The 16,796-nt window shown below is 58.9% G+C and carries 13 protein-coding genes; 11 read left to right on the top strand and 2 right to left on the bottom strand.

The features are described from left to right. The first annotated feature begins 184 nt into the window (after window positions 1-184). The 11 genes from J7J55_06315 to J7J55_06265 all read left to right on the top strand — a co-directional run bounded on the left by J7J55_06315 (window position 185) and on the right by J7J55_06265 (window position 13,763). Window positions 185-2,197: a urocanate hydratase gene (locus J7J55_06315; protein MCD6142314.1), complete on the top strand. Its 2,013-nt coding sequence runs from the start codon at window positions 185-187 to the stop codon at window positions 2,195-2,197. 265 nt (window positions 2,198-2,462) lie between these two features. After that, window positions 2,463-3,281: an ABC transporter ATP-binding protein gene (locus J7J55_06310; protein ID MCD6142313.1), complete on the top strand. Its 819-nt coding sequence runs from the start codon at window positions 2,463-2,465 to the stop codon at window positions 3,279-3,281. Then, on the top strand, window positions 3,278-4,102 hold the full coding sequence (locus J7J55_06305) for an ABC transporter permease (GenBank protein MCD6142312.1): 825 nt from the start codon (window positions 3,278-3,280) through the stop codon (window positions 4,100-4,102). The genes J7J55_06310 and J7J55_06305 overlap by 4 nt, the downstream gene beginning before the upstream one ends. A 49-nt stretch (window positions 4,103-4,151) precedes the next feature. Next, window positions 4,152-5,576: an MATE family efflux transporter gene (locus tag J7J55_06300; GenBank protein MCD6142311.1), complete on the top strand. Its 1,425-nt coding sequence runs from the start codon at window positions 4,152-4,154 to the stop codon at window positions 5,574-5,576. 40 nt (window positions 5,577-5,616) lie between these two features. Next, window positions 5,617-6,912 (top strand): asparagine--tRNA ligase, encoded by a 1,296-nt coding sequence (asnS, locus tag J7J55_06295; GenBank protein MCD6142310.1) that lies wholly within the window; start codon window positions 5,617-5,619, stop codon window positions 6,910-6,912. A gap of 145 nt (window positions 6,913-7,057) precedes the next feature. Further along, window positions 7,058-7,948: a sugar phosphate isomerase/epimerase gene (locus J7J55_06290; GenBank protein MCD6142309.1), complete on the top strand. Its 891-nt coding sequence runs from the start codon at window positions 7,058-7,060 to the stop codon at window positions 7,946-7,948. Between the two features lie 100 nt (window positions 7,949-8,048). Further along, complete coding sequence (locus J7J55_06285) at window positions 8,049-9,053, top strand: LacI family DNA-binding transcriptional regulator (protein MCD6142308.1); 1,005 nt, start codon at window positions 8,049-8,051, stop codon at window positions 9,051-9,053. A gap of 298 nt (window positions 9,054-9,351) precedes the next feature. Continuing rightward, window positions 9,352-10,725, top strand: coding sequence for an extracellular solute-binding protein (locus J7J55_06280; GenBank protein MCD6142307.1), 1,374 nt, complete (start codon window positions 9,352-9,354; stop codon window positions 10,723-10,725). A gap of 52 nt (window positions 10,726-10,777) precedes the next feature. Continuing rightward, the gene (locus tag J7J55_06275) at window positions 10,778-11,734 is read left to right on the top strand and encodes a sugar ABC transporter permease (GenBank protein ID MCD6142306.1); all 957 of its coding nucleotides are present in this window, start codon (window positions 10,778-10,780) and stop codon (window positions 11,732-11,734) included. 28 nt (window positions 11,735-11,762) lie between these two features. Next, complete coding sequence (locus tag J7J55_06270) at window positions 11,763-12,638, top strand: carbohydrate ABC transporter permease (GenBank protein ID MCD6142305.1); 876 nt, start codon at window positions 11,763-11,765, stop codon at window positions 12,636-12,638. A gap of 27 nt (window positions 12,639-12,665) precedes the next feature. Then, on the top strand, window positions 12,666-13,763 hold the full coding sequence (locus J7J55_06265) for an ABC transporter ATP-binding protein (GenBank protein MCD6142304.1): 1,098 nt from the start codon (window positions 12,666-12,668) through the stop codon (window positions 13,761-13,763). Window positions 13,764-13,850: 87 nt separating this feature from the next. Here the strand turns inward: J7J55_06265 and J7J55_06260 are convergent, their stop codons facing one another. Together J7J55_06260 and J7J55_06255 are read right to left on the bottom strand one after the other, a co-directional pair. Next, window positions 13,851-15,086, bottom strand: a complete 1,236-nt coding sequence (locus J7J55_06260) for a DEAD/DEAH box helicase (protein ID MCD6142303.1) — start codon at window positions 15,084-15,086, stop codon at window positions 13,851-13,853. Between the two features lie 379 nt (window positions 15,087-15,465). Then, the gene (locus tag J7J55_06255) at window positions 15,466-16,743 is read right to left on the bottom strand and encodes a hypothetical protein (protein MCD6142302.1); all 1,278 of its coding nucleotides are present in this window, start codon (window positions 16,741-16,743) and stop codon (window positions 15,466-15,468) included. Between the last annotated feature and the right edge of the window lie 53 nt (window positions 16,744-16,796).

Below are 16,796 nucleotides of genomic sequence, written 5' to 3'. Positions count from 1 at the left end.
TTCTGCTCCTTAATTCAATCTCCGATTAGGGCGTGATTATAGCTCAGGGCCGATCACCTGTCAAAATGAAGGACGCCGATGGAATCAAGAATGACACCCGGCGGAGTCCGCGTGAAACACTCCCGTATCGCTTGTCGCAGGCTGGCACAGGAAGATATACTCTCCTCGCAAAAGGAGGGAGGAGATGAGAGACGAACCGATGGCGATCCGGCTCCCGGCTGAGCTTCCACCACCGCCAAAGTTCGAGCCGGGGATCCGGCGTGCGCCCCACCGCGGGTTCAACCTGACGCGGGAGGAGACAATCCTCGCGTTGAAGAACGCATTGCGCTACATCCCGCCCGCGCTGCACGAAGAGCTCGCCCCGGAGTTCCTCGAAGAACTGCGAACGCGGGGACGGATCTACGGCTACCGCTACCGACCGCCGGGGCGGATCTACGCCCGGCCGGTGGACGAGTACGAGGGCCGCACCCTGGCGGGCCGCGCGCTCCAGGTGATGATCGACAACAACCTCGACTTCGAGGTCGCCCTCTATCCGTACGAGCTCGTCACCTACGGGGAGAGCGGACAGGTGTTCCAGAACTGGATGCAGTACCGCCTGGTCAAGGAATACCTCAAGGTGATGACCGACCACCAGACCCTGGTGATCCAGTCCGGCCACCCGCTCGGGTTGTTCCCGTCCCGACCGGAGAGCCCGCGGGTGATCAACACCAACACCCTGATGGTCGGGATGTTCGACAACCCCGAGCAGTTCCGTCGCGCTGCCGCCCTCGGGGTGGCGAACTACGGCCAGATGACCGCTGGTGGCTGGATGTACATCGGCCCGCAGGGGATCGTACACGGGACGTACCTGACGCTGCTCAACGCCGGCCGGCGGTTCCTCGGGATCCCGGCCGACGGCGACCTGCGCGGGCGCACGTTCGTGAGTTCTGGCCTGGGCGGGATGAGCGGGGCGCAGGCGAAGGCGATCGAGATCGCCGGCGGAGTCGGGGTGATCGCCGAGGTCGATCGCTCCCGCATCGAGCAGCGGATGGAGCAGGGTTGGCTCTCCAAGGCGTCGGACGATCTGGACGAGGTCGTCGCCTGGATGGAGGCGGCGCGGAAGAACGGCGAGGCGGTGTCGATCGCCTACCACGGGAACATCGTCGATCTGTGGGAGTACCTCGTCGAACATGAAATCGCAGTGGATCTCGCCTCGGATCAGACGTCGTGTCATGCAGTGTACGACGGCGGCTACACCCCGCAGGGGCTGACGTTCGCCCAGGGACGGGAGCTGCTGAGGACCGACCGGGAGGAGTTCAAGCGCCGCGTCGACCGGTCCCTGCGGCGGCAGTTCGAGCTGATCAACGAGATGGTATCCCGCGGCACCCGGTTCTGGGACTACGGCAATTCCTTCCTGAAGGCGGTGTTCGACGCCGGGGTGACCGAGATCGCGAAGAACGGCCGCGACACGAGCGATGGGTTCATCTTCCCGTCGTACGTCGAGGACCTGATGGGACCGCTCAACTTCGACTACGGCTACGGCCCGTTCCGCTGGGTGTGCCTGTCCGGGAAGCACGAGGACCTGGTGGCCACGGACCGGGCGGCGATGGAGTGCATCGATCCGACGCGGCGGGCGCAGGACCGCGACAACTACGAGTGGATCAAGAACGCCGACCGCAACAACCTCGTCGTCGGCTCCCAGGCGCGGATCCTGTACGCCGACGAGGCAACGCGGGTGCGGATCGCGCTCAAATTCAACGAGCTCGTGCGCGACGGCGTCATCGGACCGGTGATGATCGGGCGCGACCATCACGACACCGGCTCGGCCGATTCCCCGTTCCGCGAGACGGCCAACATCAAGGATGGATCGAACATCATGGCCGACATGTCCGCCCACAACTTCGCCGGGAACGCCGCCCGGGGGATGACGCTCGTGGTGATGAGCAACGGCGGCGGGGTGGGGATCGGCAAGGCGATCCACGCCGGGTTCGGGCTCGTCCTCGACGGGAGCGCCCGGGTGGACGAGATCATCGTGCATGCCATCTCCTGGGATGTAATCGGTGGAGTCGCCCGTCGCGCGTGGGCAAGGAACGAAAACGCCGTCCAAGTCGCCGCGGAGTGGAACGAGCTCAACCAGGACCGTGGGCACATCACACTTCCGTTCATCCCGGAGGAGGGCCTCGTCGAACGACTTGTGGAAAGAGAACTGCGGGATTGATATCCCCCTTCTCCAACCAACGGGAACGTCCATACGGCGGAAAGCCGCCCTTGGGAATCACCTTGACGTTTCCGCCGCGCAGGGGCGGTCGGGTTGACAATTAAATCGTCCTCCCCTATACTGTTTTTCAGTTTCCCGCTTTTCTCTTCGGGGGTAAGACTGCTATGAGGTATAGAACGCTTTAGCCGCCGCCTTATTCAAGGCGATCTGACAGCAGCGGAATAGGCCTTACCCTGTCTTTGTTTTCACCAAAAAAGGAGTCACCATGAGTATCCCTGCCCTTGAACTTGTGCAGGTACGCAAGGTCTTCTTCAAAAAAGAGAGTTCAGCCAAGCGGTTTTCCCGATCTAGACGCGAGGTCGTCGCGCTCGACGGAGTGAGCCTTTCGGTCGGGCGGGGGGAGATCTTCGGGGTCCTCGGCCCGAACGGGTCGGGCAAGTCCACCCTGATCCGCCTCGTATCGACCCTCCTCCTTCCCGATGGTGGGACGATCCGCGTCTTCGGACACGACGTGGTGCGGGAGGAGGCGATCGTCAAGCGCATGATCAACCGCGTCTCGGTCGACGCCGCGTTCTTCAAGAAGTTCTCGCCGCTCGAGAATCTGAGCTATGCGGCGCGCCTGTACGGGCTGCCGATGCGGGAGGCGCGGATCCGGATGCGCGAGATCCTCTTACGCCTCGGGCTCAAGGAGGATGCGTTCACCCAGCCGATGGAGCAGCTCTCACGCGGGATGCAGCAGAAGGTGGCGGTTGCGCGCGGATTTTTGACCTCACCCACCCTCCTGCTCCTCGATGAGCCAACGACCGGGCTCGATCCCCACTCTAAGCGCGACGTACAGGCGTTCGTGCGCGAGATCCGGGCCGAGCACGACGCAACGGTCCTCCTCACTACCCACGACATGGAGGAGGCGGATCGGCTCTGCGATCGGATCGCGGTCATCGACGAGGGGAAGATCATCGCCCTCGATACCCCGGCCGGGCTGAAGACCAAGGTCGGATGGAGGAACGGACAACCCCCCACACTGGAAGAGGTATTCCTCGAGCTCACTGGCCACCCGCTTGCTGAGAAGGAGGTCGTGGAATGAACTGGATGATCCGCGAGCTGCGCGGGGCGTACGCGTTCGTCGAGCGCAACATCAACCTGACCAAGCGCTACTGGGGATGGGAGATCGTCTGGCTGATCTCCTCCCTCGTCAACTCCCTCGCCGTCACCTACATCGGAGCCGGGATGGAGCGGATCAGCGGAGAGACCTTGGATACACAATACATCATCACCTACCTCCTGGTGGGAACCCTGATCTGGTCGTACCTTTCCGTGATCTTCTACTCGATCTCGGAGATGATCGCCTGGGAGCGGTGGGAGGGGACGATCGAGTACACGTTCATGGCCCCGGTCTCCCGGCTCACCCATCTCGTGGGGACGACCCTGTTCGCCATCGGATACGGGATCCTGCGCACGCTGGTGATCCTTCTGATCGTGGCCGCGTTCTTCCGACTCGATCTTTCCGGGGCGAACATCGGGGGGGCGGTCTTGCTACTGCTCGCCGGGAGCGTCTCGTTCGTCGGGCTGGGGATCCTGGCCGCGGTTCTGCCACTCCTCTACCCAGAGAGGGGGGCGCAGATGACGAACACAGCGGCGGCGATCCTCCTTCTCATCTCTGGGGTGTACTACCCAGTCGCCACCCTGCCTGGCTGGCTGCAGGCGATCGCCTCCGTATCACCGGCCACCTACGTGATCGAGGGAATGCGGGGCTGCCTATTGCGCGGCGAGTCGACCGGGAGTCTGCTTCCCACCGTGTTCACGCTGATCGGCGCCGGGATCGGGGTGACCGCGGTCGGCCTTGTGATCTTCCGCAAGGTCGAGCGCTACGCCAAGCGGACCGGACGGCTCAAGCGGAGCGGGTGATCGAGATGCCGTGCGGGAAGATCCATCACCATTTGGATACAATGCGCACATGAGAAGAAGAAGGGATTTGACCTCCGGGCCGATCACCCCGGCGCTCCTTCAGCTCGCCTGGCCGGTGATGCTCTCCAACCTGTTCCAGACGGTGTACAACCTCGTCGACACCCTCTGGCTCGGACGGTTGGGGAAGGTCGCGGTCGCCGCACCGACGATCGCCTGGCCGCTCGTATTCCTCATGATCTCCCTCGGGGCCGGAGTGACGATCGCTGGAACGGCGCTCGTCGCCCAATACACGGGAGCGAGGAGGTACGAGGAGGCGAACCACGCCGCCGGCCAGGTATTCTCGTTCACCGCGATCCTCGCGCTCGTCCTCGCCGCCGGAGGAGCGATCGCCGCCCGTCCGCTGATGGTCCTCATGGGCGCCGGACCGGACCTGATCGGGCCGGCGACCACGTACCTGCGCATCATCTATCTCGGGATTCCGGCGATGTTCGGGATGTTCATCGTCACCGCGCTGCTGAACGGGATCGGGGATACGGTCACCCCGATGAAGCTGATGGGGATCTCGGTCGGGTTGAACATACTCCTCGATCCGCTCCTCATCTTCGGCTGGGGGCCGTTCCCGGAGTGGGGGATCGCCGGGGCGGCGTACGCCACCGTCATCTCCCGCGGCGTGATCGCCGTCATCGGCCTGTGGCTCCTGTTCTCCGGCCGGGTGGGGCTCCACCTGCGTCCCCGCCACCTGCGCCTGCAGGCGGAGACGGTGCGCCAGATCGTCGTGATCGGGGCACCAGCCTCACTTGGACAATCCGGCACCGCGGTCGGATTCTCGATCATGACCGGGATCCTCGCCCGGTTCGGGACCGCGGTGGTGAGTGCGTTCGGGATCGGGAACCGGGTGATCTCGATCGCCCTCATGCCGGCGATGGGGCTCGGGCAGGCGACGGCAACGATGGTCGGCCAGAACCTGGGTGCGGAGGCACCGGACCGGGCGGCCCGGGTCGCATGGACCGGGATGGGGATCTCCACTGGATTCCTGGTGCTTGCCGGAATCATCACCTATATCATGCGCGCTTCCATCGTCCACCTGTTCATCGCCGACCCCGAGGTGATCGCGCTCGGGGCACAGATGTTCGCAGTGGTGGCGATCGCGTTCCCGTTCATGGGGATCCTGCAGGTGGTCATCGGAACCTACCAGGGGGCGGGACACACCGTCTACTCGATGTTCTTCGCCCTGTTCCGGTTGTGGGCGCTGCGCATCCCGCTCGTGTATCTATTGGGATTCACATGGGGGATGAGGGCGGACGGAGTGTGGTGGGCGATGTTCGGCTCCAACCTCGGAGCGTCCGTGCTCGCGCTCGGGTTCTTCCTCACCGGAAACTGGAAGCACCGAGTGATCAAAGAAGCACCGCTCCCGGAAGCGGCCCCGGAAGGGATCGCCGCCGAACCGGTGGCGCAGGATCTCTTGCAAAGATAGGTCCCATCTTCTACCCTTTCCCCCAGCGAAAGGAGAGGCGATGCGCACGATCACGATCGATCAGGGAACGCGGTTCATCGGTGAGGAGGTCCTCATCAAGGGGTGGCTGTACAACAAGCGGTCGAGCGGAAAGATCCTGTTCCTCGAATTTCGGGATGGGACAGGGGTGATCCAGGGGGTGCTCACCAAAGCCGATGATCCGAATCTGTTCGAACTTGCTGATCGCCTCCCCCGCGAGACTTCGCTCATCGTCTCCGGAGCCCTGCGTGCCGAACCGCGCGCTCCGGGCGGATGCGAGCTCGGGATCACCGGGATCGAGGTCGTGCACGAGCCGACCGAGCCGTTCCCGATCGAGCTGAAGGAGCATACCCCGCAGTTCCTCCTCGATCACCGCCATCTCTGGATCCGCACCGGCCGGCAGGTCCCGATCCTGCGGGTGCGGGACGCCGTCTTCCGCGCCGTGCGCGGATTCTTCCACGAGCACGGTTTTGTGGCGACCGAAGCGCCGATCCTCACCGGGACGTCGGTCGAGGGAACGACGACTCTGTTCCCGGTCGATTACTTCGGCGAACAGGCCTACCTCAGCCAGAGCGGGCAGCTGTACCTGGAGGCGACGGCGATGGCCCTGGGGAAGGTGTACTGGATCGGTCCGGCGTTCCGGGCGGAGAAATCGAAGACGAGAAAGCACCTGACCGAGTTCTGGATGGCCGAAGCGGAGATGGCGTTCTACGAACACGCCGACAACCTCAAGCTGCAGGAGGAGCTCATAAACTACGTGGTAAATGCGGTCGTCGCGGAGCGCGCCCGCGAGCTCAAGCAGTTGAAGCGCGACGTGGACAAGCTTCTGGAGGAGGTTGAACTCCCGTTCCCGCGGACGACCTACGCCGAGGCGATAAGGATCCTCCAGGAGGCGGGGCAAAAGATCGAGTACGGGGACGACTTCGGCGCCCCGCACGAGACCGCACTCGGGGATCACTTCGGCAAGCCCGTATTCATCGAGCGGTTTCCAGCGCGGATGAAGCCGTTCTATATGAAGCGCCCCTCCGATGACCCATCCGTCGCCCTCGCCGCTGACCTGATCGCGCCGGAAGGGTACGGCGAGCTGATCGGCGGGAGCCAGCGCGTCGATACCTTGGAGGAGCTCGAACGGCAGCTTGCGGAGTACAACCTCCCCCGGGAGCCGTACGAATGGTACCTCGACCTGCGCCGGTACGGATCCGTTCCCCACGCCGGGTTCGGCCTCGGGATGGCGCGCACGATCGCCTGGATCTGCGGCGTCCCCCACGTGAGGGAGACGATCCCGTTCCCCCGCCAGATAAACCGGCTCTATCCTTAAATTCCCATCACAGAAGAAAAAGAAGACCTCAACCAGGGGCAGATGCCCTTGTTTCTTCAGGAATTCACCCTTGTTTCACCGATGCAAACGTTGTATATTACGGGCCATAAATTTTTAGCCTTAGCGGCAGGAGGCGGCGCGTGACATGAAGAATAAACTCGGGCTCAACATCCATTCGGGGCGGATCGATGGGGACCTCAAGCTGCTGAAACGGGATCTTGCAGCCATCCAAGAAGCCGGCGCTGATGTGGCAGAGATACCGGTTCACGGGGTCGACGCGATCGTAAACGGGCATCTTCGACAAGGGAGGACCAAGAAGGTACGAGACATCTTGCGCACCTTCGATCTTGAATACACCGTCCATGCTCCGGATCGGCTCAACCTGGTAGATTTTGAGTATCCGGAAATTCAACGGAAGGTATTCGCAGCGAGCATCAGGTTCGCCGCCGAGATCGGGGCGAAGATCCTCGTCTACCACCAGGGAAGGCTGAAGAGCAATGGACAGGGAGTCACTGAGGAAGAGGCGCGTGAAATCGAGATCGACGAACTGACCGAGCTTGGACACCTGGCTGCGAAAGAGGGGGTCACGATCTGCGTGGAAAACATCCATTCCGGGCTCGTGCACCTGGTCAAGATGATAAAGGCCGTTGATGAAGATTCCGTCCAAATCTGCAGCGATTTCGCCCACTCCTACATCAATGCTTGCACCCTCGGATACGACTTCCTCAGGCCGATTCAGATGGCCAAGCCGTTCATCCGGCACGCCCATGTGAACGATAACTTCGGCAAGGGAAAGCCTGAATCAGCCCCTCCGTACATCGAAGCGATGCCGATGGGGATCGGGGATCTGCATCTTCCTGTCGGATGGGGAACCATCCCGTACAAAGACGTCTTCAAGCTCATGTCGGGATACTCGGGAATCTACATCCTCGAGCTGCAAGAGAGGTTTGTGGAGGATGGGCCGGTCATGCTCAAGGAGGCCCTAAAAGACCTGCGTGAGCTGATCACCCAAGCACAGTCGGAGAAGGAGGAATAATCCGGCGGTATCCTGCTTCGCTTGCGAGGGCCTCTTTATCGTACTAAGATCAATAATATAGTATAAACTCCGCCAATCCGGGCCAGCGAGGCGAGCAGTTATGGTAACAATCAAGGATATCGCACGAGAGGTAGGGGTCTCACCATCTACGGTCTCCCGTGCATTGAGCGACAGCCCGCTCATCAGTCAAGCGACAAAGGAGCAGGTGCATGCCGTTGCCAAGCGGCTCGGTTACGAGCGGAATGAGTTGGCGCGCGCCTTGGTCAAAGGGACTTCGGAGGCGATCGGGTTGGTGGTGCCGGACATCACCAACCCGTTCTTCGCTGACATCGCCCGCGGGGTGGGCGAGGTAGCCCATGCCTTCGGGTACGGGGTGATCCTGTGCAACACCGCCGAGAGCCTCGAACGGGGATTGAATTACATCCGGCTCTTACGCCGCAAGCGGGTGGACGGGCTGATCATAACCAATGCCACCCGCAACGATCCGGTTGCAAAACAGCTTGCCGGATCTAAAACCCCCTTCATTCTTGTCTCCCGCCTGTGGGAAGGCATAGAGACCTCCTATGTAATCGGCGACGATCATTACGGAGCGCGCCAGGCTGTTGAGCACTTGATCTCCCTGGGCCACAAGCGGATCGGGTTCATCGGTGGCCCGGCCGCGGTGCAATCGAGCAACGACCGGATGCAGACGTACCGGGAGGTCCTTCAAGAACACGGTCTTACTCCACAGGAGGAATGGATTCGTTACGCGGACTTCACACAGCGGGCGGGACGCGAGGCCGGCCGCCGCATGCTGTCCCTCACCGTAAGGCCGACCGCCATCTTTGCGGCAAACGATGTGACCGCCCTCGGGGTGTTGGAGGCTGCAGAGGACCTTGGAATTTCCGTTCCCGATGACCTTTCAATCGTAGGTTATGACGACATAAGTTACGCATCACTCCCCAGAATTCAGCTGACCACCGTCGCTCAACCGGCATTCGAGATGGGGAAAATCGCCACAGATTGGCTGATCTCCACGATAGTAGGAAGACACCAACGCCTTCTTCATCGCGTGTTGAAGCCGCATCTGGTGGTACGTTGCACTACTTCCAAGCCTTCCACTTGACAACGCCGCCATTTTGCGCTATCGTTTGTTCAGGCTATGCTATCGTTTGCGTAGATTGGAGGGAAGAACCATCCGATGGAGCAGGTAGCGCATATTCATAGGAGCCAAGCAATCGTCCAAGGTGGGGGCTCGCTCTCCTTCCTCTCCGTAAGTTCCTTTTCGGTTCCAACTTTCATAGATCAAAAGACCTCTATTCCACTTGCAAAGGAGGTGATCAATCGACTTAATTAAAGTTACAACGACATAGGGGCATGAGCACCAAACCGTCCGAAGTTAATGAACCACAAGGAGGGAACAAATGAAGAAAGTTGGCCTTCTGATTCTGATACTGGTAGGGGGATTGCTACTGAGCGGAATGCTCTTCACCGCTCTGGCCCAGGACAACACTCAGACCATCGTCATAACGGTCCGCACCAATGCCACTCCTCCGATGGAGAATTGGCGCGGGAACAACTTCATCCTGGCAGCAAAAGAGCTCAATGCTGATCTGGAGGCAGCGGGCGATCCGCGGAGAGTGGAAGTAAAAATCGTGCAGGATCATGCGAACTGGAGTGACTACAAGAAGGAGTTCGTCCTCAGTTACGGCGCCGGCAAGTCCCCGGACATCTGGCTCTCGGGGCATGAGGACGTCGCAACCCAGGCCGCGGCGGGCCGCATCATCGCACTGGACGACCTGCTCAAGGAATTTCCGAAGTTCAACAACGTCATCGACGCCCTTTGGCAGTCCTGCACGTATAAGGGGAACATCTGGGCGGTGCCGCAGGACACCGAAGCTCGCCCCCTGTACTGGAACAAGTCCCTGCTGAAGCAGCTCGGCTGGTCGGACGAGAAGATCGCCGGACTTCCCGACGCAATCAAGAACGGTGAATTCACCCTCGACGATATGCTGGCGACCGCCAAGGAAGCCGTGGACAAGGGAATCGTCCCGGATGGTAACGGCTTCTGGACGCGCCCGAAGAACGGAGGGGACTTTACCGCCTTCTACTACGATTTCGGCGGGCAGACGATCGACCCGACGAGCGGCAAGCTGGTCTTCGATAAGGCCGCCGGTCTCAAGTACTACAAGTTCTTCTACGACGCCGCTCAGAAATACGGATCGATGAAGTGCTTGGGATTGGGCTGGTCAGAGGCCTGGCACCCGACGATAACGAGCGGGAAAGTCCTGTTCTGGTTGGGTGGAACATGGCAGTGGGCCGAATGGGGTACGGTGTACCTCAAGGACAAGGGCGGCGAGGATTATGAATGGGAGAACTTTGGATTCGGGCTCATCCCCGCTGCCGAAAAAGGCGGCAAGCCCGTCACTTTGAGTCACCCATTGGTATACATGATCAGCTCCCAGTGCAAGTATCCGGATCTGGCACTGGCGTTGATCGCGAAAGTCACCGACTACGGTCCGAACACCCGCCACGCTCTGAGCAGCACTCACTTGGGTATCCTCAAGGGACAGACGAACTACATCTTCTACAAGAAGTCCCGTCTCCTGAGCGATACTCTGTACATGCTGGACTACACGACCTTCCTTCCCAACAACCCGTACTGGGGATCCTATTCGACCATCACCTACAACGCTCTGGCCGCTGTAGTCTCGGGTGATCTCACCCCGGAAAAGGCCGTGGATTTCGTGGTGGATCAACTTACCAACGAGTTGGGTGACAAAGTGATCATCCGCTAGGTTTGACCTCAGACAGGGGGGGTTCATCCCCCCTGTCTTTTTAAAAATCAAAATGCGAAAATTCAAAACCCTGCAAGGACTAAACGGCCGAATCTCGCCGTACCTCTTCTTGTCGCCGTCCCTGATCCTCATACTCCTCTTCTTCCTGATCCCGTTGATCATGGTTTTTATCTTGAGTTTTACCAATCTCGACATGACCAATTTCGGGATCCTCGAGTGGTGGAATCCCAAGAATTGGAGCCTCACTAACTACGTGAGGATCTTCAACAACCACTTCTTCCCGAAGATTCTGCTCAACACCATCATGTACACAGGGCTGACTCTGATCTTCTTTAACGTGGGGATGGGACTGCTCCTCGCCCTGATAACCACCCACATAAGACGCCGTACCGGGTTTGCATTTCGGGCCGCTTGGCTTCTGCCACGCATCACCCCCGTGGTCGTCTACGTCATGATGTGGAAAGCGATGGCGGGGCCGGCACCGATGGGGATCATAAATGATTATTTCCTGCGTCCGTTGGGAATCGGCTCAGGAGAATACCTTCTCATGACAAATCCATGGGTGTTTGTCATCTTGGTCAACGGTTTCATCGGGGCGTCGTTCGGCATGATTCTCTTGAGCTCAGCAATCGAATCGATCCCGAAGGACTACATCATCGCCTCCAAGGTGGATGGCGGGAGCACCTGGCAGACCATACGATACGTTGAGCTTCCCATGATCAAATGGCCCCTTCTGTTCGTCACCACTTATCAGACGCTATCACTTTTAACATCGTTCGAGCAGATATTGCTCCTTACGGACGGAGGCCCCGGGCTCTACCAGACAGAGGTCTGGTCACTGATGGCCTATCATCGGGCTTTCGCCACTTACTATGGAAACACCCAATGGGGCTACGGAGCAGCGTGGTCGGTTGTCCTAGTGATCATAGGTATCGTCATGGCGGTTATCTACATGCGGGTGTTCAAATTCGGTGAACTGCTCCAGGAACCGAAGATAGAAACCCTGTGAGAGGTCTACTATGGTGAGCATAAAACGAATGTGGAAAGCCGGACTTGCTTACATCGTGCTGCTTATCCCCACCCTGTTCCTCCTCCTGGGGTATGCATGGTTGATCATCGCCTCGTTCTCCTCCAGAACGGAGGGGCTAAAGCCGATCGGATGGACGCTGTCCAACTGGCGATTCTTGTGGGAATCACCCTTCGGAGGCGGATATTCCAACATCTGGCCCGTCACTCTTAATACCCTTGTGATGTCGCTTGTTATGACAGCCATTGTCGTTGCAGTTGCATCCTTGGCCGCTTATCCCCTCTCCCGGATGAAGTTTGCCGGTCGAAAAGGATTCCTATCCCTTACCCTGATCCTTCATGCCTTTCCCAGCGTCACCCTTCTTATTCCCATTTATTTCGTACTCCTCTGGATTCAGAAGATTCCTTTCATAGGGCGTGGAATACCGCTGATCGGAGGGTTCGGTTACAACACTCTCGGTGGTGTGGCTCTGGTTATGGTTGCCTTCCAGCTTCCGTTCGGCATCTGGGTGATGAAGGGATTCTTCGACAACATCTCTTGGGACATGGAGCGCTCCGCAATGATCGACGGAGCATCGCGAATCAAGATATGGTGGCAGATCCTGATGCCCAACATAAAGCCGGGAATCGCAGCGTTGTCGATATTTTCATTTCTGACTGCATGGAATGCATACATAATTCCCGTTACCTTCACCATCGGCGCTACCGGGCACTCATCCGTCCTGTCCCTGTACCTGCAAAATTTCATCAGCGAGTCCGTGATGACTGAGTGGAACGCAGTGGCGGCCGTTGGGCTTTTCCAGTTAATACCGGTGCTGCTCTTCTTCCTGTTCACTCAGGAATCGCTGCTCAGCATCTACGGAGGCGGGAAAAAAGGAGGCGTATAATCCCCTGATGATAAAAAGGAGCCTTGGATGCAAATAACCATTGAGAATCTATGTAAGCACTTCGGCAAGGTAAAGGCCGTGGATAACCTCAACCTGGAGATCGATGACAAGGAATTCGTCGCCTTTCTGGGTCCTTCAGGATGCGGCAAGACCACCACCCTCCTCATGATCGCTGGCATCTATAAGCCAACCTCGGGTTACATCCGATTCGGAGACAAGGTGGTGAACCACCTGCTGCCGAAGGAACGCAACATCGGTATGGTGTTTCAAAGTTACGCCCTTTATCCCCATATGACCGTCTTCGATAATATTGCTTACCCATTGACCCTGAAGAAGATACGCGGAAAGGAAAAGAAACAGAGAGTTCAGAGAGTAGCCGACATGATGGGGATCGGAGAACTCCTGGACCGCAAGCCAGCCCAGCTCTCCGGTGGGCAGCAACAACGGGTGGCTGTCGCGAGGGCTTTGGTCAAGGAACCGGCCATCCTACTGTTCGATGAACCGCTATCAAACCTGGACGCTAAGCTACGGCTGCGCATGCGTGGAGAGATCAAACGGTTACAGGAAGATCTAAGTGTTACCTCCATCTACGTAACTCATGATCAGGTAGAAGCAATGACCATGGCCAACAGGATCGCGGTGATGAACCACGGCGTACTGCAGACCTACGGCACTCCTAACCAATTATACGAGTATCCGGAGACTCTGTTCGTAGCCGGGTTCATCGGCTCGCCTCCGATGAACTTCCTCAAAGCAACCCTCAAACAGGAAGAAGATGGGCTCTACCTCGTGAGGCGGGAATTGAAGATCCGGCTGCCGGAAGAGATGAGCGCTCAGGTCGAACCGAGCAACGTCTCCTCCCAAGTGATCATGGGCATCCGCCCCGAAGACGTGCATATCGTCCCGGCTGGTGAAGGGAATTTTGACGCAGAGATCTATGTGGTCGAACCGTTGGGGCGGGAGGACCTGGTGAGCTTCCGGTTGGGGGAGGAGGAGTTCCGGGCACTGGTGCCAGCCCCTTTCAACGGAGAGGTCGGAACGGTCATGGGCTTGAAACTGACCGTGGAGAAGATCCATCTATTCGATCCCGATTCGGAAAGCTCCATTCTGCATAGAGCGAAATAAGAAAAGAGATCAGGTAAAACTCCTGAGCATCCCTGCGCCGCGACGCTCCCGCTGGCGTGCGGACGCAGGGGTACTCACTATCTTGGCCTACCAGGTCGCCTTCGCGTTCCGGCCGCGCATCCGCCCGCGGGGGCGGTAGGACCTGGCACCCAAACGCGATTGGGCGGATCTTACCACCCGGAATTGCTGTTCTGGATCGAACTCCCCGTACTCAAATCCGTCCAGGCGCCGTCGCTCGAGCTTCTCGCCGAGGAGCTTCTCGATATCGCGCACCATCAACGCATCCGCGTACGTGGCAAGGGTGAACGCTTCCCCAGTCCGCTCGGCGCGGCCGGTGCGACCGATGCGGTGGGTGTAGGCGTCGACCGTATCGGGCATGTCGTAGTTGATCACGTGTGATATGTTCGTCACGTCGATCCCGCGGGCGGCGATGTCAGTGGCGACAAGGATATCGTACTTGCCGCTGCGAAAGCCGTTGATCGCGTTCTGCCGCTGGTTCTGCGTCATGTCCCCCTGCAGGGCCGCGGCGCGGTGTCCCTGCTTCTTCAGGTATGGGGCAAGGCTGCGAGCGCGGTGCTTGGTCCGGGTGAAGATCAGAACCCGCCCGGTCGCGGTCCGTTTCAGCATTGCAGCAAGCAGTCCCTTCTTCAGGGTGCTCGGCACGGGGTAGAGGGCGTGGGAGACCGTCTCCACCGGTGCGATCATCCCGATTTGCACCGTTGCCGGATTCGTGAGGATCCTGTCGGCCAGAGCGCGGATATCCGGCGGCATGGTCGCTGAGAAGAACAGGGTCTGGCGCTCCTTCGGCAAACTGCGGATGATCCGACGAATATCGGGAAGGAATCCCATATCGCACATGCGGTCCGCCTCGTCAAGGACCAGCACCTCTACACGCGATAGATCGATCGCCCTCGCGCCCATGTGATCGAGAAGCCGCCCCGGACAGGCGACCACGATCTCCGCCCCGCGGCGCAGCGCGGCAAGCTGAGGACGTTTGCTCACCCCGCCGTAGATGGAGACGCTGCGCACGCCCGTCTCTCGGCCGAGCTCGACCGCTGTCTGATGGATCTGCTCCGCCAGCTCGCGCGTCGGCGCAAGGATGAGTGCGCGCACGTGCCGCGATCGCTCCCTGAGCAGGCGCTGCAGGATCGGCAGGATGAATGCCGCTGTCTTACCCGTTCCTGTCTGTGCTATCCCCAGAACGTCGCGCCCTTCGAGCACGAGCGGGATCGCCTGGTCCTGAATCGGGGTGGGGGTGATGTACCCGGCTGCTTGGATCCCGGCGACAATGCGCCGGTCGAACGGAAATTTCTCAAAACTCACTAAAAACACTCCTTGGCTCCGGTGAGCCAAGTCGCACTCTCAGCTCTGTTTAGGTTTGCAATTTGTCTTGAAACTACGATGCGAACGAAATTGCTATCGGAAACTGAACATATTATACCCGGCCGGAGCAAATATTCAAGTCTGATAAAATCTTACGGGTTTAGGTAAACCGAAGAGGAGATTGTTGTGTACTTCCAGCCAACACGACCACGATAAACCGGGCGAGGAGATGCAGCCAACCATTCGACCGGGGAAATCTACCCGATCATTGACACCCCCACAAAGACACGAGTTACCGTGGCACTTGGCAGTTGAACCCGAGGAATAAAAACGCCCCGGCTGCTGGTTGGAAGCCGGGGCGATCCACACAAACCAAATGTTACCAGTAGACTTCTATCCCTAGGCGGAACCAACTTGTGCCAGTTTGGGGAATGCTCATTCCGAAGGTAAGAGTAACGTTAGAGCCGATCCCCGCGCTGAGTTTCACTCGCGTCTCTGCCCAGTCGAATAATCCCGTGCTGTTTCCAGTATCGAACCAGGCGAAAGCGGATAAAGTCGATGCTCCTCCGCAACAGGAATCGCCGGACATTTCCAGACCAAGATACTCATCGTACCCTTCCGTGACTGTACAAGCCGGAAGGGTGGCCAGTTCTCCGTCCCACGTCCAGCCGTAGTAACGGGTGCCGGTGTAGTTGAGGTACGGGTACCAACCATCCTCGTCGAATAACTCCCCTGCCTTGAACGTAAGGTTATCCCAGGTATAGGAGAGCTTCAGCGCTTTCAGGGATAATCCGGTAATGTTAGTACCCAGACCCTCTAGAGCGAAATAGGGAGTTATACATGCCGTGTTCCCCACGCTGACGTCGAACACAGTATTCACCGATTTCGACGTGGTCGTAAACATTACGTCGACCCATTTGATATCGAGCCAAGAGAGCCCAAGCTCGATGTCGCTGAGCTCGAACAACGCGTGCTCAAACCCGGCACAGGACACACTGAGCTCCGTCAACAGATCGAAACAGTCGAACGGAACCTTAACGTAAATATCCGCTCCGGTCCAATCAGCGGTACAACCGCTCGTCTGGACGTCGATATACGATGATGGAAGCAGCCATGTATCGCATACCTTGAAGATGAAGTGGTCGAGCAACCAATCGTAGCCGTACTTGTAGATGTAGCTCGACGTGTCGGTCATGTTGAACCGCATCTGGCCCCAAAACGAGAGATCACCCACCTGCGCCCATCCGCCGAGGGTGTACCCGCTTCCCATCGAGGGAGTTTGGGTAGTTCCCACATTGTCCAACATGGAGAGCGCGTATAGGTTCACTCCTCCGATCGCGGTGGCGATCGAAGCGACACCGGCACGAAACTGGGCGGAAGATGCATCGAAATCTACCAGCGAACGAAGTGCAAATCCGCCCAAGGTTCCTTTTGCGTCGAAAAACACGCTATCCAAACCCGCAAGATCAGCGAGCGCTGTCGAAGAGAAAGTCCATCCCCCTAGTGAGTAATTGATCTCGATATCCGATTCGGGTGTCATGCTAAACGTTTGAAGATCCATCCGAACCGAAAATGTCCAGGATCCACTCAGGGGAGCTCCGTAGACGAAACTTCCGATGAGCACCAGTAGACCAATAGCCACTAACGCTGTTTTCATCCCGCCCCCTTACTTACGCTCCGTGCACCTCGATCGAGACCGCCATCGATTGA

The sequence above is a fragment of the Candidatus Bipolaricaulota bacterium genome (genome assembly GCA_021159055.1).
Taxonomy (GTDB): domain Bacteria; phylum Bipolaricaulota; class Bipolaricaulia; order UBA7950; family UBA9294; genus S016-54.
The sequence above is the reverse complement of the archived record's forward strand: the minus strand, read 5'-3'. Positions and strand labels throughout refer to the sequence as shown.